This window comes from Agrobacterium sp. M50-1, assembly GCF_049843495.1.
GTDB lineage: Bacteria > Pseudomonadota > Alphaproteobacteria > Rhizobiales > Rhizobiaceae > Agrobacterium > Agrobacterium radiobacter.
Window position 1 is genome coordinate 288,914 of sequence record NZ_JBBHZH010000003.1, and the last position, 24,997, is coordinate 313,910.

Genomic DNA, 24,997 nt, shown 5'->3' on the forward strand with positions numbered 1-24,997 from the left:
AAGGCGGGCGCTTTCAGACCCGCCAGACAGAACGACGGACAGAGACATGGTCATTTCCACCGAAGAAGAACTGGTTCTGCTGAAGGATATCGGTCGCCTTTGCGCCGTGGCCATGCAGACCATGGCGGACGCGCTGGAACCCGGCATCACCACGGCCGAGCTGGATGCCATCGGCCGCAAGGTGCTGGAGGACAATGGCGCGCAATCTGCTCCGGAGTTCTGCTACAAGTTCCCTGGGGCAACCTGCATCAGCGTCAACGAGGAAGTGGCCCACGGCATTCCGGGGCCGCGCATCATCAAGGCGGGTGACCTCGTCAATATCGATGTCTCGGCCGTGAAGAACGGTTTCTTCGGCGATACCGGTTCGTCTTTTGCCGTGCCGCCTGTCAAAAAGGAAATCGAACGCCTCTGCCGCGATGGCAAACGCGCCATGTGGACGGGCCTGCAGCAGGTGAAAACCGGCAGGCCTTTCGCCGATATCGGCAATGCCATCGGCGCTTTTGCGAAAAAGAACCGCTATACGCTGATCACCAATCTGGCGAGCCACGGCATTGGCCGTTCGCTGCATGAGGAGCCGAAGGAACTGGCGACCTGGCCGGACAAGGACGAGCGCCGTATCATGCAGGAAGGCATGGTGTTTACCGTCGAGCCCTTCCTGTCGACGGGGGCCTATTGGGCCGAGGATGGCGATGACGATCCATGGACGCTCTATAGCGATCCGAGCGCGCCGACGGTGCAGTATGAACATACGGTCGTGGCGACCAAGAACGGGCCGCTGGTGTTGACGCTGGCCGAGTGAGGCGAGCGGGTGCCCCTTGTTTCTTCTCCCCGAGGGGGAGAAGTCCGCGGCAGCGGGATGAGGGGCCGCCTCGCCGGATTTCGGAGAGCATGCCCCCTCATCCGACCCTTAGGGCCACCTTCTCCCCGGCGGGGAGAAGAAACAAGCGGCAACACCCGAACATTCATGACCGATAACGGCCGCTTATGACGCCGATCAAAATAACTCGCTTGTCCCTTATCCGCCCCATTGCGATAAGCCATGCATGAGCATCGACAAGCCACTTTCCGCCAAACATCTGACCGCACTTGGATTTTCCGGGGCGCTGATGATGGCCTCCGCAATGGGTTTCGGCCGTTTTTCCTTCACCCCCATCCTGCCCGGCATGATGGCGGATGTTCCGCTCTCGGCGGGGGATGCGGGGATCGTGGCGGCTGGCAACTTCGCCGGTTATCTGGCGGGTGCGGTTCTGGCCGCCTCTTCCTGGGGGTCGGGACGGGAACGGCTGGTGGCCCTTTGCGGCCTGTTTTCCACGGCTGCGCTGTTGCTTGCCATGGCTGCTTTCAATTCCGTCGCGGCCTTCACCGTCATCCGGTTTCTTGCCGGTGTCGCCAGTGCAATGACCATGATCTTCACCTCGCAGATCGTTATCGGCCATGCCATGAAGGCGGGCCGGGACACGATCCAGGCGCTGCATTATGGCGGCGTCGGCGCAGGTATCGCGATTTCTTCGCTTGCGGTCTATCTGATCGGCGTCGTTTTTGACGGCGGTGGTTCCTCGTGGAGAGAGGAATGGATTGCGGGCGCGGTCTTTTCCTTCATCACATTCCTTCTCGTCTTTCGCGTGCTTCCCGCCGGCCCGCCGCGGCATGCATCCGCAGTGGCGGAGCCGCCGCTCCGCTGGACACGGCCGCTGGTTCTGACGACGCTCGCCTACGGGCTTTTCGGCTTCGGTTATGTCATCACCGCCACCTTCATCGTGGCGATCGCGCGCATGGCCGCCGCCGGTGCTTTCGTGGAGTTTCTCGCCTGGTTCATCACCGGCTGCGCCGCCGCCATTTCGCTTTTCCTCTGGAAACCGGTGCTGAAATCGCAGGGACTGAAACGCGCTTTCGTGATCGTGCTCGCGCTGGAAGCCGTGGGCGTCTTCGCTTCCGTGATGCTGCCGCCCGTGCCGGGTGTTCTCGCCGGCGGCCTGCTTCTCGGACTGACCTTCATGGTCATCACCGCTTATGGCCTGCAGCTCGGCCGGGAATTTGCCGGGCCGAGCCCGCGCCGCGCCTTTGCGCTGATGACGGCCGCTTTCGGCACGGGCCAGATTGTCGGGCCGCTTGCCGCCGGCTGGATTGCCGAGGTGACGGGAAGTTTTACCGCGCCCAGCATTCTCGCTTCGGCGGTGCTCGTCGTCAGCATTCTCCTGATGCTGCCGGTGCTCGCCACGGAGCGGCGGAGCTAGGCCGCAGGCCGTCTTTTCCTGCCTTTAATCTGGTGTTTCCCTTGGGGATTGTCCGCCGCGCACGCCTTACATCTTGTTAAGGTCAGCGCTTCTTCATTGCTGTGCACAAATTTCTGCCCTAGGTTCGGGCCATCTAGTGCTTCGCCAATAATGGCTGATTTCAAACGCGCGTGAGTTCGAAACGTGTTTCATTCCTTCTTTCCCAAGCCGAAAATCTTCTTCACGTCGGCCATTATCTGGGCTTTTTTCGCCATTCTTGGATGGTACTTCATCGTTGAAGGGTTAGGGCGGTCTTGGGGCTACGTAATGCCCGAGCAGGAACCCTACGATCTCAGCTACTTCCTGGTCCCGGCTAACCTGTTCTTTTACGGCTATCTCGCCTTGTGCCTGGCGGCGTTCGGCGGCGTGTGGACCGTTATCGCCAAGGATCATCCCTGGAAATACTGGTCCATCTGGGGATCGTTGCTGATTATCGCGGTGACCTATTTCGGCGTTCAGATTTCCGTCGTGATCAACAATTTCCGGCGGCCTTTCGGCGATCTTTTGCAAAATGCCCTTTCGAAACAACCGGGTATCGAGGTCTGGGATTTTTACAGCCTTCAAATCGTCTTTGCCAAGATCGCCTTTCTCAGCATGGCCGTTTCGATCCTGACGGATTTCTTCACCAGCCATTATATCTTCCGCTGGCGAACCGCGATGAACGACTTCTACATGTCGAAATGGGAAAAGCTGCGTCACATCGAAGGTGCGTCCCAGCGCGTTCAGGAAGATACGATGCGGTTCTCCTCGACGCTCGAAGGGCTGGGCATCACGCTCATCAACTCGGTAATGACGCTCGTCGTCTTCCTGCCGATCCTGTTTGCGCTGTCGTCCTATGTCTCGGAATTGCCGATCCTCGGCGAGGTGCCGCATGCGCTGTTCTGGCTGGCGATTGTCTGGTCGGTATTTGGTACGGTGCTTCTGGCGACAGTCGGCATCAAGCTGCCCGGCCTGAACTTCCGCAATCAGCGCGTGGAAGCGGCTTACCGCAAGGAACTGGTCTATGGCGAGGACCACGCCGACCGCGCCCAGCCGCCGACAGTCAAGGAACTCTACTCCAATGTGCGGAAGAATTATTTCCGCATGTACTGGCATTATCTCTATTTCAACGTCGCCCGGTATTTCTATATTCAGGCCGATGCGGTGTTCCTGCTTCTGATGCTGGTTCCCACCATTGTCGCGGGCAAGATCACCTATGGTATCTACCAGCAGATCGCCACGGCCTTCGGTCAGGTCAGCAATTCGTTCCAGTATCTCGTCAATTCCTGGACGACGATCATCGAGCTGCTTTCAATCCACAAGCGTCTTGTGGCCTTTGAGGCTGCGATTGACGACAAGCCCCTGCCGGATATCGACGAGCGTTATCTGCAGCGGGAAGCGGAAGCCGGCGAGCTGGCGGCCAACAAGCCCTGAGTAAGAAAAGGCGGCCCCTCGGCCGCCTTTTGCATCTGTTGCTTCGGTCCAAGGAAGAAGCCCGAGGATGATCCGCGGTCGAGTTTAACCCTCTGTCTTCTGCTTCCTGCGCGCCTCGATCATCGGCATCGCCTCGGCATAGCTCAGACAGGCGACGTCGTCCTTCCGGCAGACTTCGCGCAGCAGCCGCTCATAGGCGTTCCAATAGGCGCCGCCGTTCATCTTCACGAAGTGAAAGCCCATCTGCAGGGGAATGCGCTCGCCATTATATTGCCTGTCGAAGGCGGTGCGGAAGGCGGCATAGGCGCGCTCCTCGAACTCCTTTGAGCGATCCGGCGTCTCGACGCCGATGGAGTGGCGGATGAAGAGGTTATAGTCCATGGCGATGATCGGGCGGTTGCCCGGACCTTCGGGAATGAGCGGCAGGCCGAAATGCTCGATGCCGTCGCGCTCCACCGGCCATTCCGGCCCCTTGGTGATGCTGGTGGCGTCATAAACGAAACCGTGCTTTTTCTGGGCGGCGGTCAGCGCCGGCCCCTGTGAGAGATAGGGCGCACGAAAACCGTTGATGTTCTTGACCATCTCCCGCCAGCCCTCGGGCTCCTCGCCCTTCTTGCCGATCATCTGCCAGGCGTTTTCCAGGGTGCTGGTGAATGTGGTGAATTCGCCGTCCCATTGTTCCGCGGTCCACTGGCCGCCATCGAAATGGCCACAGGTGTGGTTGCCGATCTCATGACCTTCGCGATAGGCGGCCCAGATGTTTCTAAGCCTTGTCTCCACCTCTTCCGGCGACTGGCCGAAACCGACATTGGAACGGCCGGCCTTCTGGCCGGGTCCCTGATAGGTCTTGGCGCTGGTCTTCCTGTCCATCACCAGCGTGCAGGCGAGGAAATAGGTGAAATGCGCGCCGACTTGCTTGCCCGTCGCCCGGCTTCTTTCCCACAGCGTATTGTCGCCCGCACCGTCGAAGGACACGATGACAAGCTGCTTCGGCTTCTGCGCCTCTTCGGCAAAGGCGGGAAGGGCGGCGAGAAGCGACAGGGAAAAAGCGGTAAATGGGCGAAACATCAGTTATCCGTCATATGAAACACCGTGGCCTTTTGCGGGTGGAATAAGGCGAAGCTTTGAATAGTCTGGCGTTTTCATGACTTTCGGCCTAATTCCTGTTCTCAACTGCGGTGATAGGGCCGCTTCGTTCCACCGGGGACCGTGTTCCATGCTTTTTCTCGCACTCTGTCTTGCCTTGTTCCTGCTGACGCATCTTTTGAAGGTGGTCGCGCCGCAATTTCGTGCCCGCATGATCGCGACGATGGGCGAAGGCCCTTTCAAGGGCGTCTATTCCATTGTCAGCCTCGTCACGCTCGGCCTCGTCATCTATGCCTTCGGTGAAGCACGGCAGGAGACAGGCATGTTGTGGTATCCGCCGGTCTGGATGAGCCACATCGCCGTCACCCTGATGCTGCCCGCGATGATCTGTCTTATCGCCAGCCTCATACCGGCTGGCCACATCGCGACGAAGACCAAGCATCCGATGGTCCTTTCCGTCAAGATCTGGGCGCTCGCCCATCTTCTGGCGAATGGCGAGGCGTCGTCGATCCTCCTCTTCGCATCGTTCCTCGCCTGGGGCGTGGTGATGCGGATTTCGCTGAAGCGCCGGGAACGCGCGGGTGAAAAAGTGGTTCGCAACTTCGTTTCAAGCCGCTATGATCTGGTGGCCGTTGTCGGCGGCATCGTTCTGTGGGGTGCTTTCATCCTGAAACTGCACGAATGGTTGATCGGCGTTCAGCCCATCGCCATGTAGGAAATCGACGTTTCCCCCTTACATATCAGGCAAAATAGGCTAGAAGGCCGACCATGACCCGGTTGGCCTGACTTTCGCTGACCCGGGTAAGCGGCTTGGTATGTCCGCGGACGGATGGATCGGTGACGATCTCCCCGCGGGTAACGGAGAATTTGATGGCAAACGAAAATGATACCTTTATCCGCGAAGTGAACGAGCAGATCCGTTCCGAGCAGCTGTCGCGCTTCTGGGGCCGTTACGGTATCGTGGTCGTGGGTGCGGCCATTCTCGTGGTTGCGGGCGCCGCCGGCGCCGGTATCTACGAGTACTGGAACACCAGCCGTGCTTCCAACTCCGGCGACCAGTTCCTCGTGGCGCTGAAACTTGCTTCGGAAAACAAGACGGATGAGGCGCTGAAGGCCTTCGCCGATCTCGAAACTTCCGGTCACGGCAATTACCCTGTTCTGGCGAAGTTCCGCTCGGCCACGCTGCTTTCGCAGAAGGGCGACGCGGCCGGCGCCATCGCCGCCTTCACCGCCATCGGCAACGACACCTCCGCACCGCAGGTCTTCCGCGATACCGCCAAGGTGCGTGCGGCATGGCTGCTGGTGGACAACGGCACCTATGATCAGGTCGTCGCCCTTGCGGAGCCCTTGAGCACCGACGGTCAGACCATGCGGGCGTCTGCCCGCGAGGCGCTCGGTCTCGCCGCCTATAAGGCTGGCGATTTCGCCAAGGCCAAACAATGGTTCGAGCAGATCATCAGCGACACGCAGGCGCCGCGCAACGTGACGAACCGTGCGCAGATCATGCTCGACAACATCACCGCTTCGGGCAAGGCTGCTTAAAGCCGCTTCGCCACGCAAGATCGCTCCGGCATTTCTTCGCATTGCCAAAGCGATCCAACTCTTTATTTTACGCATGTCTTTTGCCCAAAACAGGTAACGTTTTGGGCAGACTTGCTCTAGGGAACCAAGATCAATGAGCTTCACCGTCGCCATAGTCGGGCGCCCCAATGTCGGCAAGTCCACGCTTTTCAACCGTCTGGTCGGAAAGAAACTGGCGCTGGTGGACGACACGCCGGGTGTCACCCGCGACCGCCGCCCCGGCGAGGCGAAGCTGGTCGACCTGCGTTTCACCATCATCGATACCGCCGGTCTGGAGCAATCCGGGCCGGAAACGCTTCAGGGCCGCATGTGGGCGCAGACGGAAGCGGCGATTGACGAAGCCGATGTGACGCTGTTTGTCGTGGACGCCAAGGCGGGCCTGACGCCGGCCGACGAGACGCTGGCCGAAATGCTGCGCCGTCGCGGCAAGCCGGTGGTGCTGGTGGCCAACAAGTCTGAAGCGCGCGGTTCCGACGCCGGTTTCTACGACGCCTTTACCCTCGGCCTTGGTGACCCTTGCCCGATCTCCGCCGAACATGGCCAGGGCATGATCGACCTGCGTGACGCCATTGTCGAGGCAATCGGCGAAGACGCCGCTTTCCCGCCTGAGGTGGATGAGGCGGAGACGGATATCGTTCTGCCGCGCAGCGAGCCGGGCAGCGAGGACGAAGAAGACGAAGAGCCGGTTTATGACGAAACCAAGCCGCTGCGCGTCGCCATCATTGGCCGTCCGAATGCGGGCAAGTCGACGCTGATCAACCGTTTCCTCGGTGAAGACCGCCTGTTGACCGGCCCGGAAGCCGGCATCACCCGCGACAGCATCTCGGTCGAATGGGACTGGCGCGGCCGCACCATCAAGATGTTCGATACGGCCGGCATGCGCCGCAAGGCCAAGGTGACGGAGAAGCTGGAAAAGCTCTCGGTTGCGGATTCGCTGCGCTCCATCCGCTTTGCGGAAACCGTCGTTATCGTGTTCGACAGCACCATCCCGTTCGAAAAGCAGGATTTGCAGCTGGTCGACCTCGTCATCCGCGAAGGCCGCGCCGCCGTGCTCGCCTTCAACAAATGGGATCTGGTCGAAGACCCGCAGGCCTATCTGGCCGATCTGCGCGAAAAGACCGAGCGGCTTCTGCCGCAGGCGCGCGGCATCCGCGCCGTGCCGATTTCCGGCCAGACGGGCTATGGCCTTGACCGGCTGATGCAGAATATCATCGATACCGACAAGATCTGGAACCGTCGCATCTCGACCGCCAAGCTGAACCGCTGGCTGGATTCGCAGACGACGCAGCATCCGCCGCCGGCCGTTTCCGGCCGCCGCCTGAAGCTGAAATATATGACGCAGGTAAAGGCCCGCCCGCCGGCCTTCATGATTTCCTGCACGAGGCCGGAAGCCATTCCCGAGAGCTATACGCGTTACCTCGTTAACGGCCTGCGCAAGGATTTCGACATGCCGGGCGTGCCGATCCGGGTGCATTATCGCGGGTCGGACAATCCGTTTGAGAGCAAGGCGAAGAAGAGGCGGTAATCTTCCGCGCGGCGTCGCGGCGCATTTCTTCTCCCCGTGGGGGAGAAGGTGGCCCGAAGGGTCGGATGAGGGGGAACCCTCTCCGTATACTGCCAGCCTAGCCCCCTCATCCCGCTGCCGCGACCTTCTCCCCGGCGGGGAGAAGAAACAAGCGGCGGACGCTCGTCCAACGCCTTGTTTTGAAGAGTAAAAACCATGTTGATCAAGCAGACCGACTATTTCAGGATTTACCGGGTCATCAACAGCCTGCTCCTCAGCCAGAATGCCGATCCCGCTTCGGCTTCCATGTATTTCAGCACCTTCGGCGCGTTCATTTTGCAGCAGCATTACAAGGTGAAGGCGGTGCCGAAAGGCGGGCTCGCGGCCTATAATCTCGGCGGAACGGTTTTGCTGTTCGCCGATCATCGCGAAGACGGTTATGTGACGGGCGCGGGCGAGAATTTCCACTGCTGGGTGGAGGCGGATGGATGGGCGATCGATTTCATGGCGCCCGCTTTTTCGCAAGGGGCCGATACGCTTGCTGTACCGGCAAAGATGTTCCAGCGGCCGCTCGCGGCCATGGCGGCCTCCATCAACGATCTCGGTCAATCCGGCGATTTCTTTTACCGCTCCGAGCCGGAAGCCACGGCCAAGCGCTTCGCCGACTGGCGCAAACAGGCGATGATCGGCGATATGGCAAGCGTTGCCGCCAGCTGGTTCCGCAAATCGCCGAAGCAGATGGCGGCCTCGCTTTCGGTAACGGATCGGGATGGCAAGGCGCGGACCGTGCCGCTTTCCGGCCAAATGCTTGCCGGAGCATGGTGAAGGCAGGTTACGCGGTGCGGCGTCGACCCCGAAGGGTTTGGCAGCGAAAGGCCTTTTGATTTATAAGGGCGCCGGTGCTACGCAGACTGAGCTGCAACAGGAACGGGATCGACGTGCTCCTATGGCCGATGACACCATTTCAATAAGCTTCACGCCCGACCCGAAACATGTCCCTTCCTATGTCTACGGCTATCAAAATCAGGCCTATGAAAATTACAGCATGATTTTCGACAAGTCCTGGGCTCGCCATTTTTCCTCGGCGCGAGTCAAACTGTCGATTTTCGCGGGACTGGCTGCGGCCTTCATCTATTCCATAAGCTTGCCGTGGTTCCCGGGCGTCTGGCCGGTGGTCGGTTATTGGGTGTTCGCCCCCGCACCGGTCGTGGCTCTCGCCATCTGGTTCATTATCTGGCAGGGCGCGAGACGGGAGGCGAAATCCTATTATGAGGTTCTCGCTCACTGGAATATCGCCCACGAGCGAATGTATTCACCTCAAACGCAGATCGAGATCGGGCCTCAGGGCTACAAGCAGGTCACACGGCTGGACACCGTGCAACTGAGCTGGGCGCGCTATCATCTCGCAATCACGCCGCCGGATAGTCTGGTGCTGGTTTTCCATGGGACAGTGGTCGTCATACCCAGTAGCGCCTTGCCGATTGCGCCAAAGGATGTTGTCGAGAAGATCAATCATTGGTGCGCTGCCCAGCAAAAAGAGCTTCTGCCCTTATCCTGAAGCGGCATCTCGAGGGGTGTGGCGGGGGGATCATCCGCAAAAAGGACGGCCAGCGTGTTCTCGCGGCAGCCGCCTGACGTCAATCAGCAGCCCGACCCCGTTCTAAAGATAACGGCAGTCGCGTCCTGATCGCCTTGTGACATCCCCGCTCGGTTTCGTCCACTGTTCCCAAAGAAAATCTCGGGGATTGCCTTCATGCAAGTTGGGAACGGGATAACAGCGGCAGCGATTTCCCTGCGGCGTGGATGACATTGTCGAGAAATTGCCTTGAGGCCTTTTCCCAGCTGTAGCTTTTGGAGAGCGTCAGCGCTGCCTGCGGCGAACAATGAAGCGCCGCGAGACAGGCATCGCGAAGATTGTCGTCCAGCGCGCCGGCGGCGGGGTTGCCGCCGAGAATGTCGATCGGTCCGGTAACGGGGAAGGCGGCCACGGGCACGCCGCTTGCCAGTGCTTCCAGAATGGTGTTGCCGAATGTGTCGGTCTTCGAGGGGAAAACGAAGACGTCGGCCTGCGCATAGGCACCGGCGAGGTCCTCACCGGTCTTGATGCCGGTGAACAGCACATCAGGATATTTTTCCTGCAATTCATGGCGGGCAGGTCCGTCCCCGATGACGATCTTCGAGCCCGGCAGGTCGAGGTCCAGAAATTCCGGCAGGTTCTTCTCCACCGCCACACGTCCCACCGTCATGAAGATCGGCCTCGGCAGGTCGAAAGGCAGCTTTGCCTTCGGGCGGGGATGAAAAAGCTCGGCGTCGATGCCGCGGCTCCAGCGCTTCAGGTTGCGCACGCCGCGCGCCTCCAGCTCGGTCTCAAGGCTCGGGGTCGCCACCATGCAGGTGTTGCCACCATTGTGGAACCAGCGCACGAAGGCATAAAGCCAGCTTTCCGGAACGGGGAAACGCGCCGCCACATATTCCGGGAAGCGGGTGTGGTAGCTGGTGGAAAAACGCATGCGGTTCTTCACGCACCAGCGCCGCGCCATGAAGCCCAGCGGCCCTTCCGTCGCGATATGCACGAAGGAAGGCTGGCTTTTTTCGATCTCCGCCGCCACACGGCGATAGCCGGCGACGGAGAGGCGAATTTCCGGATAGGTGGGGCAGGGGATGCTGTAAAAACTCTGCGGCGTGACCATGCGCACATCCACACCCAGCCGCGCCAGTTCGGTGTTGGTATTTTCTATCGAGCGAACCACGCCGTTGACCTGCGGGTGCCAGGCATCTGTGACAATCGTGATTCTCGTCATGAAACACTGATCCTGCTCATCTGCGCGCGGGCGAATCCCCATTGCCCGGCTTCTGTCCGTATATGCGGCGTGCGTGTTACAGGATCATGTCAGGGCTTTTGACGGCGGGGAAGCGGCTGAGAGGAGGCTCTCCGCCGCGTAGACGCACGTCGGCCGGTTTCCGGTGACAAACACAGGAATGAGGGGCAGAGAGGGGTCTATCCCACCAGCGGAAGCAGATCGGGGCTGATCAGCGCGCCGTGGTGACCGATGACGGTTGCCGCCGCCCTTGCGGCGAAGGTGGCCGCTTCCTCCGGGGAACTGCCGGTCACATAACGGGCGAGGAACGCGCCGTTGAAACTGTCGCCGGCGCTTGTCGTATCCACCACGTCCACGGCCTTTTCCGCCGGGGCGTGGCTGCGGCTGCCGCCGAAATCGAGCGTCGCACCCTTGGCGCCGTCCTTGACCACGATGTTTTCGACGCCGAGTGAACGATAGCGGTCGATGGTCGCTTCAACGGAAGCATCGCCGAAATGGCTCGCCTCGTCATCGAAGCTCGGCATCACAAGCGTTGCCGCGCGCGCACCGTTGGAAATGGTCTCGAGCATGTTGTCCTTGTCCGCCCACAGGCGCGGGCGGATGTTGGGGTCGAACACCACGAGCTTGCCCGCCGCCTTGACGCGGCGCAGTTCCGACAGAAACGTATCGACATCATGCGCGGAGGCGAGAATGGCAAGCGTGATGCCGGAGAAATAGACGACATCGGCGCTTTCGACCGTCCTGCGCAGGTGATCCGCGTCCGCGGCCAGCTGTCTTGCGGCGGCGGCGTTGCGCCAGTAGCTGAAGGTGCGTTCGCCATCCTTCAGATTGATGAGGTAGAGGCCGGGCGTGCCACCCTTGATACGGCGGATTTTTTCGGTGCCGATGCCGGCGTCGGCAATGAAGGAGAGCATGTCTTCCGAAAGCGGATCGTCGCCGAGTGCGGTGAAATAATCGACCGACCAGTCTTCCGGCAGGCAGGCGCGGGCATACCAGGCGGTATTGAACGTATCGCCCGCAAAACCCTTGCGCAGCAGCCCGTTGCCGGCCTGCGACAGTTCCACCATGCATTCGCCAATCGACAGAAACCGTCCGCCCACGCTGTCATCCTCCCGTTTTTTCCAGCCATGCGGCTTACGACGAGTGCGCGCCGCTGACAAGGGCGGTTTTGGCCGTTTGTGCATGTGCGAAGTTCCGGTTTACGCGGCCGCGTCGGCTTTATATTCTCCGCTCAAACCATCAGGAGATCGCCCATGCCGCTAACCCATGCCCCGGTCCACAAACCCCAAGCGCAATCGGACTGGTGGAAGGGAGCGGTGATCTATCAGGTCTACCCGCGCTCGTTTCAGGATACGACCGGCGACGGTTATGGCGATCTTGCCGGGGTAACGAAACGTCTGCCCTATATCGCCTCACTCGGTGTCGATGCCATCTGGCTCTCGCCCTTCTTCACCTCGCCCATGGCCGATATGGGTTATGACGTTTCCGATTATTGCAATGTCGATCCGATGTTCGGCACGCTTGCCGATTTCGACGCCCTGATGGCCGAGGCGCACCGGCTGGGCTTGAAGGTCATCATCGATCAGGTCATCTCGCACACGTCAGATCAGCATCCCTGGTTCGTGGACAGCCGTGCCAGCCGCACCAACAGCAAGGCTGACTGGTACGTCTGGGCCAATCCCAAGCCGGATGGCACGGCGCCGACAAACTGGCTTTCCGTGTTCGGCGGCCCTGCCTGGGAATGGGACGGCGTGCGCAAGCAATATTACATGCACAGTTTCCTCGCCTCGCAGCCGGACCTGAATTTTCACAATCCCGAGGTTCAGGATGCGCTTCTCGAAACCGTGCGTTTCTGGCTGGATCGCGGCGTGGACGGGTTCCGGCTCGATACCGTGAACCACTATTTCCACGACAAGCTTTTGCGCGACAACCCGCCGCTTTTCGACGAGGAAAGTTTTGGTCTCGATGCGTCCGACGTCAACCCCTATGGCATGCAGGATCATCTCTACGACAAGACCCGGCCGGAAAACGTGGCTTTCCTGAAGCGTTTCCGCGCGCTGCTCGATGAATATGAGGGCCGCGCCACGGTGGGCGAGGTGGGTGACGGGGCTCGGTCGCTGAAGACGGTTGCGGCCTATACGTCCGGCAACGACAAGCTCAACATGTGCTATACCTTCGATCTGCTGGGACCGGATTTCAGCGCCAAACACTTACGCGGTTCGGTCGAGACCTTCGGCAAGGTGGTAACGGATGGCTGGGTCTGCTGGGCCTTTTCCAACCATGACGTGGTGCGACACCTCAGCCGGTTTTCCGAAGGTACTGAAGAACAGACACGGGTTGCGAAGCTCGCCATCTGTGTCCTCGCCAGCCTGCGCGGCTCCATCTGCCTTTATCAGGGCGAGGAGCTGGGTTTGACCGAGGCCGAACTTGCCTTCGAGGATTTGCGCGACCCCTACGGCATCCGCTTCTGGCCCGCCTTCAAGGGGCGTGACGGGTGCCGCACGCCGATGGTGTGGGAGACCGGCAAGCCGAATGCCGGCTTTTCAAATGCTGAAAAACCCTGGCTGCCGGTGCCCTATGTCCATGCCATGCAGGCCGCGGATGCGCAGGAGCGCAAGCCTGACTCGGTTCTCAGCCACTATCGTGCGGTTTTGTCTTTCCGCAAAGGTCACGGCGCGCTGCGCGATGGGGATATGCACTTCATCAAGACCAATCTCGATGTGCTGGCCTTCACGCGCCAGAAGGGTGACGAAAAACTGCTGTTCGTTTTCAACCTGACGCGCGAGGCCCTGGAATTTCCGATACCGAAAGGCATGCGGGTCACGGATATCCTGCCGATGCCGGGTTTTGCGCCGCTTTTCGATGCGGGGATTGTGAAACTCGACGGGTTGGATGTGTTTTGCGGGATAGTTGCATGAGCGGCCCCTTTGTCATCGAAAACGCCGCCGACTATCGGGATGACTGGTGTCTTTTGCGACACCGCCTGTGGCCGGATACCACGCCTGACGGACATATGGCGGAGTTGCAGGACGTCTCCGACGCCGGGGCTGGATTTATTGTCCACGATCCGGCCGGAGTGGCCATTGGTCTTGCCGAGGTCAGTCTGCGGCGGGACTACGTCAACGGCTGCGATACGTCGCCCGTGGCGTTTCTCGAGGGAATTTATGTCGAGGAGGCGTTTCGCAGACAGGGCGTCGCCGCAGCGCTCGTGGCCGAAGTAACCCGCTGGGCCATCAGCCAGGGCGTCACCGAACTCGCATCCGATGCCGATATTGCAAATGTCGATTCCCATCGCATGCATGCGGCGCTGGGATTTGAGGAAACGGAGCGGGTGGTTTATTTCCGCAAGCTTCTGCCTTCGGATTCATAACCTCTCGACGCGGTTACAGCGAATGAGGCCGGGGATTTCGGGGCGCGTTCTGACGCCAAAATGCGAAGCGATAACTATGGATCAAGCGATTGAATAATAATATTTAAGTATTTATCTAATTTAGAGCGCCCGTAAATCGGGATATTATCATTCAATATTCATGTTTTTACGTATATGTAGCGAGTTATGTAGTAAGTTTTTTATGTTTACATTAATATTCGGCGAGCCTTGGGCAAGGTTGGAGTATTAAAAATTGAATCGGTAAAGATCTTTCGGCCTCCACCCATAAGTGAAGCAGGGATTGTCATGTCCGTTTCAATCAAGAATTTTAGTCAGTCTAATACCGGTAATTACGCATCCTCACGCGCCAAAACCCAGGCCGCCGCCCTGCCATCCATCAGAGACGTCTTCCTTTCCGGACAATCGGCGGCTCGCGCATCCACAACGAAACCAGCCGCAAAAACACCTTCAGTCGACTATATCGCATCGCCCGCCTTCATGCGAAACCTGAAGGCCAAGCTTTCGACGGCGGGGGACGATCCAGCGCAATATTTGCGTGCCCAATCAATGATGAGCGCCCTTGAGCGCGGACGCCTGCAGGTTTCGGACCCCACACAGGGCAAATCGATCAACGCCTGGGATTCGAGCCAGAAAAACACCAAGCCGACGACCGCCACCGAGATCGCCAAGACCAGCTGGGCCGACTTCCTGAACTCCCAGCTCAAACGCACAGAAGACGGAGCGCTTTCCAAGGATGGAAGCGGCAGCTATGTCGACAAGGCGACAGGAAAACATGCCTATTTCGGCAGGGTCGCGGGCAAATATTATTATGTGACCTGGCCGTCAGAAACGAAAGCATAAGCTGGCTCTCTGCCGATAAGCTGCATCGTCAGATCAGCATAAACCGATCCACATCCACCATGCCCATATCCGAAATCTTCAAATGCGGGATGACGGGCAGCGGCAGGAAGGCGACCTGCAGGAAGGGTTCTTCCAGCGTCGTGCCGAGCGCATAGGCTGCTTTTCTGAGCGTGTGCAGCGTGTCGCGAACGGTCTCGTAGGGTTCGAGGCTCATCAGCCCTGCCACCGGCAAAGCGATCTCGCCCGTCACCCTGCCGTCTTCCACCACCACGAAACCGCCCTTGATTTCACCCAGCCGGTTGGCGGCCAGCGCCATGTCGTCTTCGTTGACACCGACGACACAGATATTGTGGCTGTCATGGCCGACGGTTGAGGCGATCGCGCCCTTCTTGAGGCCAAAGCCCTGAACGAAACCGTTGGCGTGGTTGCCGTTCTTGCCATGGCGTTCGATGACGGCAACCTTGATGATGTCGTTCTCAAGATCGACGGTGGTCTGGTTGCCGTCTGTCGGCAGCCTGTAGCGGCGGTGCTCGGTAATGATCTTGCCGGGAAGCACGCCCATGACCGGGCTTTCGCCTTCCGTGACCGGCACGCCGAAATGGGCCGCCAGCACCGGCCTTGCCTTGACGCTGTCGAGACCCACGGGTGCAACCGGTTTGCGCGTGGCAAACAGGGCGTCATCGACGATACGGCCGCCGGAAAGCACCATGCTGGCCTTGCAGTTCTGCAGGCTGTCGACGACCACGAGATCGGCGCGCCAGCCCGGTGCAACGAGGCCGCGATCGCGCAGGCCGAAGGCCTTGGCGGCGGAAATCGAGGCGGCGCGGTAGATGGCGAGCGGCTCCACGCCGCTGGCGATCGCGGTGCGGATCATATAGTCGAGATGGCCCTGTTCGGCGATATCGAGCGGGTTGCGATCATCGGTGCAGAGCGCCAGATAGGGCGACAGCCGCTCGGTGATAACAGGCATCAGGGCGCGCAGGTCTTTCGAGACCGAGCCTTCGCGCACCAGAATATGCATGCCCTTGCGGATTTTCTCCAGCGCCTCAGTCGCACTCGTGCATTCATGTTCGGTGCGGATGCCGGCGGCGAGATAACCGTTCAGCGCCGTTCCTGACAGAAGTGGTGCGTGCCCGTCGATATGCTGGCCCTGGAAGGCCTCAAGCTTTGCCATGCACACCGGGTCCTTGTGGATGACGCCGGGAAAATTCATGAATTCGGCAAGGCCGATGACCTTCGGGTGATCGCGGAACGGCAGCAGCTTTTCGATCGGCAGATCGGCGCCTGATGTTTCCAGATGGGTCGCGGGCACGCAGGAGGAAAGCTGCACGCGAATGTCCATGATGGTTTCCATGGCGCTGTCGAGGAAGAACTGAAGCCCTTCCACGCCCAGAACATTGGCGATCTCATGCGGGTCGCAGATAGCGGTGGTAACGCCATAGGGCAGAACGCAGCGGTCGAATTCGTGCGGTGTCACCAGCGACGATTCGATGTGGAGATGCGTGTCGATGAAACCCGGAACGACGATCTTTCCGGAAATGTCGATTTCCTGTCGACCCTTGTAGTTCTCGCAGGTGCCGACGATGGTGTCGCCGCAGATGGCGATATCCGACGCGACGAGTTCTCCGGTAACGAGGTCGAAGAAGCGTCCGCCCTTGAGAACCATGTCCGCCGGTTCACGGCCCGTACCCTGATCGATGCGCGTTTCAAGTCTGGAATTCATGCGGGTTTCTTCGGCTCCTGGTTTGCGTCGTATGCGATAGTTTTCACTATTTACATTCTAAGGTTGTTTCTTGGTCTATTTGGATTGATTCTTTGGGTTTTAAATATATCCGGAGTAAAAAATTTTCATATTTGTGTTATCTAATCTTTCGAGGTTCAAGTTTAGGCAAATTGGGAAGGCTTGACTTCACCTTTGTAGTTTAGCCGGTTACACGCCGGCATTTTTACGAATTACGGTTTCAGGCTATCATTCCCGGGAAGGAAAATAAAAGCATCTGATGCTCAAACGAATTTCCACCCAGCAACTGACGCTTGGCATGTTTATCGAAGCGGTCGAAGGAACGCTGTCGAACCAGGGATTTTTAAAGCGGCACCGCTTTCTTTTGCGGCATGAGGAATTAATGCGTCAATTGAAATTGAGCGGCGCCGAAAGCATTGTTATCAACACCGCCAAGGGACACGACACCGAAGGCGGCAGGCGTTCCGCGGCCGTTTCGCCGCCATTGGGCAATTGCCCGGAAACCGTCGCCGCCGTTACCCATGCCGTACGCTCGGCCGCCGATACCATTGCCGAAACCTTTGCCGCCGCCGAAGCTGGCGGCAATGTCTCGCTGAAGGGCATGGCTGCTGCGGCCGGCAAGATTTCCGATGCCGTGCAGTCCAACCCGGCGATCTTCATCGGCGTCACCCGCCTGAAATCGAAAGACGAAACAACGTTTGTGCACTCGGTCTCCGTCAGCGGCCTGATGATTCTTTTCGGTAATTATCTCGGGCTCGACAGGGGAACGGTCAATCTGCTCGGCATCAGCGGGTTGCTGCACGATATTGGCAAGGTGGAAATCCCCTCTTCGATCCTCAACAAGGCGGAAGGATTGAGCGCCAGCGAGCGGGAGATCATCAATCTTCACCCGGCATTCGGCCGGGATATATTGTCACGCAACGCACAGATGCCCGAGATGGTGCTCGATGTCTGCTTCAATCATCATGAGCGGATGGATGGCGGCGGTTATCCGAGCGGGCGTGCAGGCAGCGAGATCAGCCTTTACGCCCGTATCGCGGCGGTCTGCGATGTCTATGACGCCGTGACCTCGGTCAGGCCCTACAAGAAGCCGTGGACGGCGAATGAAGCGCTGACGTGGATGCTGCGCCGGGAAGGGCACTTCGACATGCAGCTTCTGAAGAAATTCGCCCTGTGTATTTCGGCGTCGCTGCCGAGGGGTTAGCTGCCGAAGATGATCGCCATGTTGAGGCTGTCGATGTGACGCCCGTCGATCAGGACGGCGTCACGGCCCCGGCCTTCATGCACGAACCCGATCTTTTCATAAAGCGCAATTGCTCTCGCATTGTCCGCATGCACGTTTAGCTCGACACGATGCAGCCCGCATTGACGGGCGGCATCGAGTGTCCGCCGCATCAGCCGCGCGCCAAGTCCCTTGTCACGATAGGCGGGCAAGATGCCCATGCCGAGCGTGCCGCAATGGGCGCGGGTTGCCCTGCTCTGGCGGCGAATATCGCACCAGCCGGCCACCTCCCCATCCGCAATCGCCACGAATTGCGGATGGTCGTTTTCGATCATGTCGAGAACGAAGGCGCGTACCGAATCGAGCGGCGGCGCTTCCAGGAAGCTCAGATATTTCCGCTCGCGCGATACCGCATCGAGAGCACGGTGAAAGCTTTCAACGTGCTCTGCCCGGATGGGTTCGATGCTGATGGCGTCGGTAGCCACCATCATGCCGCCTTGGTTTTCGCCTTGCGGGTCAGATGCACCACGACATTCTCGATCATGCGCATGCCGGCGTCCTGGCCGAGCGTCATGATCGATTCCGGGTGGAACTGAACGGCGGCAACCGGTTCCTTGGCGTGTTCGATGCCCATGATCGTGCCGTCCTCGCTTTCCGCGGTGATGATGAAATCACGCGGAAGAGTGGCGGGGTCGGCGAAGATCGAGTGGTAACGGCCGACGGTCACTTCCTTGCCGAGACCGGAGAAGACCAGACCCGGTTCCAGCACGCGGATGCGCGAGGGCTTGCCGTGCATCGGCACCGCAAGCTGGCGAAGCTCGCCGCCATAGGCTTCCGCCAATGCCTGAAGACCGAGGCAGACGCCGAAGATCGGCAGCTCGCGGGCGCGGGCGGCCTTGATCGTCGCCTTGCAGTCGAAATCCGTCGGGCTGCCGGGTCCGGGCGAGAGCACGACCAGATCGGGCTGGAAGCGATCGAACACGTCTGCGGCGACGGGTGTTCTGACGGTGGAGACGGTCGCGCCTGTCTGGCGGAAGTAGTTCGCCAGCGTGTGCACGAAGCTGTCTTCATGGTCGACGAGCAGGATCTTCACACCGGTGCCCACCTTGGCGGCATCGCGCTTGGTGGCGGCCGAGTTGGTGCCCTTTGCATCGCGAATGGCTGATATCATGGCGGAGGCCTTGAGTTCGGTTTCGGCTTCTTCTTCCTGCGGGTTGGAATCGTTGAGCAGCGTCGCACCGGCGCGCACTTCCGCGATGCCATCCTTGATGCGGATGGTGCGCAGCGTAAGCCCGGTATTCATGTCGCCGTTGAAGCCGACCATGCCGATTGCGCCGCCATACCAGGCGCGCGGGCTCTTTTCATGGCCTTCGATGAAGCGCATGGCCCACAGTTTTGGCGCACCGGTGACGGTGACGGCCCAGGCGTGGCTGAGGAAGCCGTCAAAGGCGTCCATGTCGTCGCGAAGGCGACCCTCGATATGGTCGACGGTGTGGATGAGGCGCGAATACATCTCGATCTGGCGGCGGCCGATAACCTTCACCGAACCCGGCTCGCAGACGCGGCTCTTGTCGTTACGGTCCACATCCGAGCACATGGTGAGTTCGGACTCGTCCTTTTTCGAGTTGAGCAGCTTCAGGATCTGCTCGCTGTCGGCAATCGGGTCGTCACCGCGCTTGATGGTGCCTGAGATCGGGCAGGTCTCGATGCGGCGGCCGGAAACGCGCACGAACATTTCCGGCGAAGCGCCGACCAGATATTCCTGATGGCCCAGATTGATGAAGAAGGAATAGGGCGACGGGTTGATCGCCTTCAGGCGGCGCGAAATCGCCGACGGATTGCTTTCGCAGCGCTCCATGAATTTCTGGCCGGGCACGACCTCGAACAGATCGCCGCGGCGGAAGCTTTCCTTGGCCTTCACGACAAGTTCGGAATATTCGCCGGGACGGTGATCGCCCTTGGGCGGGATCGTGTCCGTGGTCTTGAAGGGCTCGGGTGTGATTTCGGAGGACTTGCCGTCCGTCGTCACGCCGGCCTTTTCGAAATCGTAGCGGTCGATCCAGGCCTTGGCGGAATAGTGGTCAACGACGAGGATTTCATCGGGCAGGAACAGCACCATGTCGCGCTGGTCTTCCGGCCGCGCCAGCGACAGCTTGATCGCGTCGAACTGGAAAGCGAGATCGTAACCGAAAGCGCCGAACAGGCCGATGGCCGAATCCGCATTCGAATAGAAGAGGTCGACGATGGCGCGCAGTGCGGTGAAGACGGTCGGGATCTTCGAGCGTTCTTCCTCGGTGAAGACGCGGTCCGGCTCGTTGACGGTGAGATCGAGACGGCGTGTGGTGGAAGCGCCAAGCGTGAGATCGGGCGTCGCCTTCAGCTTTTCGGTGATGAAATCGAGCAGCACTTCGCCACGGCCATTATAGGCCTCGATCCACATTTTGCGGCCGAAACAGGAAATGCCGAGCGGCGGGTCGATGATGGCCGTATCCCAGCGGGTGTAGCGGCCCGGATATTCATAGTTGGACGAAAAAACCGCGCCGCGATGGGAATCGAGCTTTTCGATATAATTATCGATGGCGTTGGCGTAGTCGGCGGGCCGGCGCTTTCGGCTGACCTTGATGCCGCCTTTCGTCTCGTAGGTTTCCGCTCCGTCATCCTGAATGATCGTTACCATTTCTTTCGTACTCATTTTGTCGCATGTCGTTATCGCAAAACCGCCAAGCACTTTTGCGCGCATGCTTTCTGTTGTTCAAGCCCGATGACAGGCGGCAAAATAACAAAAAAGCCGCCTGAAAATTCGGGCGGCTTGGACTTTGTCTGAAGACATGACTGGTCAAGGCCGCGAAAAGCTGCCCCACCACCAGTTAGCAATGTTCTTAGACACGATATTCATGGGAAAATTGTTAGCGTGCACGATCCTCCTTGGCAAGCGGATTTCGGCAAGGGAGTGAACCTTACGGGCCGCCGCCGCGTTGCTCTCCTGCCGAAACGGTCAGGAGTGCCCCGAAAAATGCTTCATCGCCTATGTCTTCTGGCAGCCGCCCTCGCATTGATTTCCGCCTCTGAACCGCCGGCGCAGGTGCCGGTGCCGCAGCCAAAACCGGGCGACGGGCAATCCTCAACCCCCTCGGAAAAGCCATCGGACGAGCCGTCGCAAAGCCCGGCGGAAGCGCCGAAACCCGCCCCTAAACCGCAGCCTCCGGAAGAGCAGAAACCGGCCGCGAAGCCGCAGGCCTCGGAAGAACAGAAGCAGGATGGCGAAAAGACACCCGCTGATAAAGGTTCCGATAACGCCAGAAAGGAAGAGGAGGGCAAGGACGGTGGCGAGCGTAAGAAGCCCGGTGACGAGGCGGCCAAACCTGACGAGAAGCCGCCGGAGCCGGTGAAACCGGAAGATCCGGCCGTCCTTCAGGCATGCCTTGGCGCATTGAAGGAGATCGGCGCCGAGTTCAAGCAGCTTGAGCCGATCCGCGATGCGGAGCAGGGGTGCGGCATCGAAGCGCCTGTTGAGCTTTCCGTGGTTCTGCCCGGTATCAAGCTGGAACCCTCGGGCACCATGCGCTGCGAAACCGCGCTTGCGCTTTCCCGTTGGACCAAGGAGATGATGTTGCCGGCGGCGGCTCTCGCTTTGCCGGAGAAAAAGGTGACGGCCATCGCCAATGCCTCGACCTATATCTGCCGCAACCGCAACAGCGCGGAAAACGGCAAGATTTCCGAACATGCCAAGGGCAATGCCGTGGATATTTCCACGATCGCTTTCGACAAGGGCGAGCCGCTGGTGATGAAGCCGCGGGTCGAGGACGGGACGCCGGAAGGCGCTTTCCAGCGCACCATTACCGCCGCCGCCTGCCTGTTCTTCCGCACGGTTCTTTCGCCCGGCAGCGACGCCACCCATCAGGATCACCTGCATCTCGACGTGCTGGAGCGAAAAGGCGGTTATCTCTATTGCCGCTGACAAAAAAGGGGCGACCCGAAGGCCGCCCCGACTGGAGATGATATTTCCACCCGGATTTAGAATTTCTGGGTCAGGGAGATTTTGAAGGTGCGGCCGGCTTCCGTATAGAAATCGACCGGCTGGTTTACGGTGCTGACGGAATTCGGGTTCACGTCGCGGACGCCGACGGCGTTCCAGTATTTCCTGTCGAACAGATTGTAGATACCGGCCTGGATACGCAGGCCCTTGGTCTGTTCCGGCTCCCACCAGCCGGTCAGGTTGAAGACGCCGTAGCCGGGGGCGTCGAAGGTGTTGGCCACCCTGTCGTCACGCATGCCCGACGAGAAGACGCCAGTCAGTTCCGTGCCCCAGACATCCTGCGCATAACCGACGCCGAGGACGGACTTGAACGGCGCGACCGTGCGAATGAACTCGTTGGTATCGGTGTCCTTGCCATAGGCGTAGGCAAGCGAGGCATGGGCGAAGAAGCCGTTTGCAAGATCCTTGCGGACCTTGGCCTCGACACCGGAGATTTCGACATTGTTACGGTTGCGATAGGTGAAGAGCGATCCGTTGCCCCTGCCGCCGAAACCGGGGAAGAGTGTCGTCGAGGTCGTATATTGCTCGATGAAGTTCTTGTACTTGTTGTGGAACAGCGTCAGGCTTCCCGTCAGGTCGCCGGAGGCATAGTTCGCGCCGATTTCAAAACTGTTGCTGGTTTCGGGGTTGAGGGCGGAGTTGCCGACAACAGCGTAACCGGAGCTGATGTTGGAGAAATTCAGGTACAGTTCGTTGATCGTCGGGGCACGATAGGCCATCGACCATTGTGCGAAGAGCTGCAGTTCCGGGGTGACGTCGTAAGTTGCAAGAAGCTTCGGCGAGAAGCGCGAGCCGCTGTTGCCGCTCGGCAGGCCGAAGGTTCTGTAGCCGCCATTGCTGGAAACCGAGCCATCCGGGTCGTAGTCGTAGGAATCGAAGCGCAGACCGGGAGTAAGACGGAAGCCGTTGCCGAAGGCGATTTCATCATCGAGATAAAGGCCGAGGCTCTTGCCGCTCACGTCAGGCATGTCCGATTGTGAAGACGAGGTTGATCCTGCCGTATTGGCGAAAAGCTCCTGGCTGAAATCGGTCGTCATGGCATTGCCACCGAAACGGACCGTGTGCTGCACGCCGCCAAGCTCGAAACCGGATTCGAGGCCGCCGACGATGCCGAATGCGCTGTTACGCATGCTGTCTTCGCGAATATAGAGCGAATTGTTGGTCAGACGGTCGCCCGCACCGGACTCCTTGGAAAGGCGCGTCCAGTAAAGCGAAAGATTGGCGGCGTCGATCACGCCATCGGTCGAGGGCGCCTCGTATTCATAGTCGAGCGATACGCGGTCACGCTCGGTGTTCTCGTAGCCCCGGTAGTCGCCGATCCGGTAGGTCGATCCCGATACGCTGACGCCCTGCAGGGTCTTCATGTCGCTGCGGTCTCTCAGCGAATAACGCTCGGCCGTCAGCCCGATGCGGTGACCGCCTTCAAGATCCTGCCGGATCTTGAACATCAGATTGCTTTCATAGGTATCGGCGGGATTGGGCTTGGTGCGGCGCGTTCCGTAGACGTCGGCCGTACCCTTGTTGTCCGTTTCGTTGCCGCGCTTGTAGGAGCCCTGGAACAGGACCGAGGTGTTCTCGATCTTCTTGGCGACGGCGAGCGATCCGCCCACGCTTCTGTCTTCGCTGTCATAGGTGGTCTTGGCCACTCCGCCCCAGTCCCTGCCTTCGCCGATCAGGTCTTCCGGCTCGAGCGTGCGCAACACCAGCGCGCCGCCGAGAGCACCGGAACCGATGCGGCTGGAATCGGCGCCGCGCACCACATCAACAGTCGAAAGCGAGGAAAAATCGAAGCTCGAATTCGTATTGCTCAATGTGGTGGTGGCCTGACCCTGCCGGGCAAAGTTTTCGAAGAAGGGAACGGGAATATTGTCGATCAAAGTGACGACGCGTGCGCCGCCGAGGCCGCGAATGAACAGGCCGCCGGGTCGGCCGGGCTTGGCATCGACGTAATCGACGCCCGGTTCCGTGCTGTTGCCGAGGTCCTTGATGCTGCCGATGTCCTTCTTGCGGATGTCTTCCGCCGTGGTCTGGCTTGCCAGCGGCGTGTCGGCGGCGGCATTGGCGCTTTTGACGCGCTTGCCCTTGACCACGATCTTTTCAAGCGTGGTGGTGCCGTCCGCCTGCGAAGCGGCACCCTGCGCCCGTGCAGGGCCGGCAAGCGGCAGGAGAGAGATGGCAGTGCACAGAAGCAACGCGGACTGCGTGCGCGAAATGGACATGAAGTACCCCCAGGTAGACGCGCGAATAGGCCACGGCGTGCGAAAGCACGCCGCGTTTGCTGTCGCGGCTGAAACTGTTTTGATTGTTACGGGCGAGCCGATAATCGAGGACTAAAAAACATGACGATAACTGTCAACATATTATATATGACTTTTTACATCATGTTTTAAAGCATAACGGTATGTTGCAAAAATACGACGCTTATCCCCCAGCGGCGTCTGGCCGGCGAATGGGTGCGAAAACGCCGCGATACGGTCAAAGTCCCGACATTGCCGCTTGCTAGGATATTGGCAGCCAGTTTACATGGCGAAACAATAAACAGATTATTAATCGGATACGGAAATGAAGTCTCTTGAACTGCTCGTCGAGCGGATCATTCTCTCCAGCCGCTGGCTGCTTGTGGTCTTTTATCTCGGGCTCGTCGCGGCGCTCGCGGTTTATGCCTTTTCCTTCATGCTCAAGTTTCTGAAGGTTGCAAAAAACGTCTTCACTTACGACGAAGCAGATATGATCCTTGCCATGCTCGGGCTGATCGATGCGGCGCTGGTCGCCAGCCTGATCGTCATGGTGATGATCTCCGGTTACGAGAACTTCGTCAGCCGCTTCGACGAGTCGGATGCCGAGGTTTCGTTTCTGGGCAAGCTCGACTCGGGCAGCCTCAAAATCAAGGTCGCGTCGTCGATCGTGGCGATTTCATCGATCCACCTGCTGCAGATATTCCTCAACGCCAGCCAGTATACGGACAGCCAGCTGATGTGGTTCACCATCATTCATCTGGCTTTTGTCGTCTCGGCGGTGATGCTCGGTTTCCTCGAAAAACTGATGGCAAAGCCGAAGGACAAATCCGAAAAGCCGGTGCTTTGATCAGGAT

General features: G+C 59.4%; 21 protein-coding genes. 14 read left to right on the forward strand and 7 right to left on the reverse strand.

The window, feature by feature from the left end:
• Positions 1-46 precede the first annotated feature (46 nt).
• The 3 genes from map to sbmA all read left to right on the forward strand — a co-directional run bounded on the left by map (position 47) and on the right by sbmA (position 3,686).
• Entirely contained in the window at positions 47-799 is a 753-nt protein-coding gene (map, locus tag WDZ78_RS08975) for a type I methionyl aminopeptidase (RefSeq protein ID WP_003510360.1), read from the forward strand.
• 244 nt (positions 800-1,043) lie between these two features.
• On the forward strand, positions 1,044-2,234 hold the full coding sequence (locus WDZ78_RS08980) for an MFS transporter (protein ID WP_020011432.1): 1,191 nt from the start codon (positions 1,044-1,046) through the stop codon (positions 2,232-2,234).
• 183 nt (positions 2,235-2,417) lie between these two features.
• A complete protein-coding gene (sbmA, locus tag WDZ78_RS08985) occupies positions 2,418-3,686 on the forward strand; it encodes a peptide antibiotic transporter SbmA (RefSeq protein WP_026363883.1) in 1,269 nt (422 codons plus the stop codon).
• A gap of 84 nt (positions 3,687-3,770) precedes the next feature.
• On the opposite strand, the gene WDZ78_RS08990 is transcribed toward sbmA, so the two are convergent.
• Complete coding sequence (locus tag WDZ78_RS08990) at positions 3,771-4,754, reverse strand: polysaccharide deacetylase family protein (RefSeq protein WP_425672836.1); 984 nt, start codon at positions 4,752-4,754, stop codon at positions 3,771-3,773.
• A gap of 148 nt (positions 4,755-4,902) precedes the next feature.
• On the opposite strand from WDZ78_RS08990, the gene WDZ78_RS08995 reads away from it, so the two are divergent.
• The 5 genes from WDZ78_RS08995 (at position 4,903) to WDZ78_RS09015 (ending at position 9,415) form a co-directional block, all read left to right on the forward strand.
• Positions 4,903-5,487 carry an NnrU family protein gene (locus WDZ78_RS08995; protein WP_425672837.1) on the forward strand — a complete coding sequence of 195 codons (585 nt, stop codon included), beginning with the start codon at positions 4,903-4,905 and terminating at the stop codon, positions 5,485-5,487.
• Between the two features lie 155 nt (positions 5,488-5,642).
• Positions 5,643-6,314 (forward strand): tetratricopeptide repeat protein, encoded by a 672-nt coding sequence (locus WDZ78_RS09000; protein WP_020011428.1) that lies wholly within the window; start codon positions 5,643-5,645, stop codon positions 6,312-6,314.
• Positions 6,315-6,447: 133 nt separating this feature from the next.
• On the forward strand, positions 6,448-7,878 hold the full coding sequence (gene der / locus WDZ78_RS09005) for a ribosome biogenesis GTPase Der (protein ID WP_003510370.1): 1,431 nt from the start codon (positions 6,448-6,450) through the stop codon (positions 7,876-7,878).
• Between the two features lie 195 nt (positions 7,879-8,073).
• Entirely contained in the window at positions 8,074-8,682 is a 609-nt protein-coding gene (locus WDZ78_RS09010; RefSeq protein ID WP_425672838.1) for a DUF2026 family protein, read from the forward strand.
• A 121-nt stretch (positions 8,683-8,803) separates the two neighbouring features.
• Positions 8,804-9,415, forward strand: a complete 612-nt coding sequence (locus tag WDZ78_RS09015; protein WP_161974110.1) for a hypothetical protein — start codon at positions 8,804-8,806, stop codon at positions 9,413-9,415.
• Positions 9,416-9,608: 193 nt separating this feature from the next.
• On the opposite strand, the gene WDZ78_RS09020 is transcribed toward WDZ78_RS09015, so the two are convergent.
• Positions 9,609-10,658: a bifunctional monoglucosyl/glucuronosyl diacylglycerol synthase gene (locus tag WDZ78_RS09020; protein ID WP_425672840.1), complete on the reverse strand. Its 1,050-nt coding sequence runs from the start codon at positions 10,656-10,658 to the stop codon at positions 9,609-9,611.
• Between the two features lie 197 nt (positions 10,659-10,855).
• The gene (locus tag WDZ78_RS09025) at positions 10,856-11,776 is read right to left on the reverse strand and encodes a sugar kinase (RefSeq protein WP_425672841.1); all 921 of its coding nucleotides are present in this window, start codon (positions 11,774-11,776) and stop codon (positions 10,856-10,858) included.
• Positions 11,777-11,929: 153 nt separating this feature from the next.
• On the opposite strand from WDZ78_RS09025, the gene WDZ78_RS09030 reads away from it, so the two are divergent.
• From WDZ78_RS09030 to WDZ78_RS09040, 3 genes are all read left to right on the forward strand, one after another.
• Complete coding sequence (locus WDZ78_RS09030; RefSeq protein WP_425672842.1) at positions 11,930-13,594, forward strand: alpha-glucosidase family protein; 1,665 nt, start codon at positions 11,930-11,932, stop codon at positions 13,592-13,594.
• On the forward strand, positions 13,591-14,046 hold the full coding sequence (gene aac(6') / locus WDZ78_RS09035; RefSeq protein ID WP_425672844.1) for an aminoglycoside 6'-N-acetyltransferase: 456 nt from the start codon (positions 13,591-13,593) through the stop codon (positions 14,044-14,046). Before WDZ78_RS09030 ends, aac(6') begins: the two co-directional genes overlap by 4 nt.
• A 228-nt stretch (positions 14,047-14,274) precedes the next feature.
• Positions 14,275-14,907 carry a hypothetical protein gene (locus WDZ78_RS09040; RefSeq protein WP_244559867.1) on the forward strand — a complete coding sequence of 211 codons (633 nt, stop codon included), beginning with the start codon at positions 14,275-14,277 and terminating at the stop codon, positions 14,905-14,907.
• Positions 14,908-14,935: 28 nt separating this feature from the next.
• On the opposite strand, the gene ade is transcribed toward WDZ78_RS09040, so the two are convergent.
• A complete protein-coding gene (gene ade, locus WDZ78_RS09045) occupies positions 14,936-16,630 on the reverse strand; it encodes an adenine deaminase (RefSeq protein WP_425672845.1) in 1,695 nt (564 codons plus the stop codon).
• Positions 16,631-16,907: 277 nt separating this feature from the next.
• Here ade and WDZ78_RS09050 point away from each other — a divergent pair, with 277 nt between their 5' ends.
• Entirely contained in the window at positions 16,908-17,852 is a 945-nt protein-coding gene (locus WDZ78_RS09050; RefSeq protein ID WP_020011419.1) for an HD-GYP domain-containing protein, read from the forward strand.
• On the opposite strand, the gene WDZ78_RS09055 is transcribed toward WDZ78_RS09050, so the two are convergent.
• Complete coding sequence (locus tag WDZ78_RS09055) at positions 17,849-18,361, reverse strand: GNAT family N-acetyltransferase (protein WP_020011418.1); 513 nt, start codon at positions 18,359-18,361, stop codon at positions 17,849-17,851. The two genes, WDZ78_RS09050 and WDZ78_RS09055, sit on opposite strands and share 4 nt — an antisense overlap.
• Positions 18,358-20,547, reverse strand: a complete 2,190-nt coding sequence (locus WDZ78_RS09060; protein ID WP_026363879.1) for an anthranilate synthase — start codon at positions 20,545-20,547, stop codon at positions 18,358-18,360. Before WDZ78_RS09060 ends, WDZ78_RS09055 begins: the two co-directional genes overlap by 4 nt.
• 336 nt (positions 20,548-20,883) lie before the next feature.
• Between WDZ78_RS09060 and WDZ78_RS09065 the strand changes: the two genes are divergently transcribed.
• The gene (locus WDZ78_RS09065) at positions 20,884-21,828 is read left to right on the forward strand and encodes an extensin family protein (protein WP_425672846.1); all 945 of its coding nucleotides are present in this window, start codon (positions 20,884-20,886) and stop codon (positions 21,826-21,828) included.
• A 56-nt stretch (positions 21,829-21,884) separates the two neighbouring features.
• Here WDZ78_RS09065 and WDZ78_RS09070 read toward each other — a convergent pair whose 3' ends face one another.
• Entirely contained in the window at positions 21,885-24,125 is a 2,241-nt protein-coding gene (locus WDZ78_RS09070; protein WP_425672847.1) for a TonB-dependent hemoglobin/transferrin/lactoferrin family receptor, read from the reverse strand.
• Positions 24,126-24,468: 343 nt separating this feature from the next.
• On the opposite strand from WDZ78_RS09070, the gene WDZ78_RS09075 reads away from it, so the two are divergent.
• Positions 24,469-24,990 (forward strand): TIGR00645 family protein, encoded by a 522-nt coding sequence (locus WDZ78_RS09075; protein WP_004430114.1) that lies wholly within the window; start codon positions 24,469-24,471, stop codon positions 24,988-24,990.
• Positions 24,991-24,997: the final 7 nt, after the last annotated feature.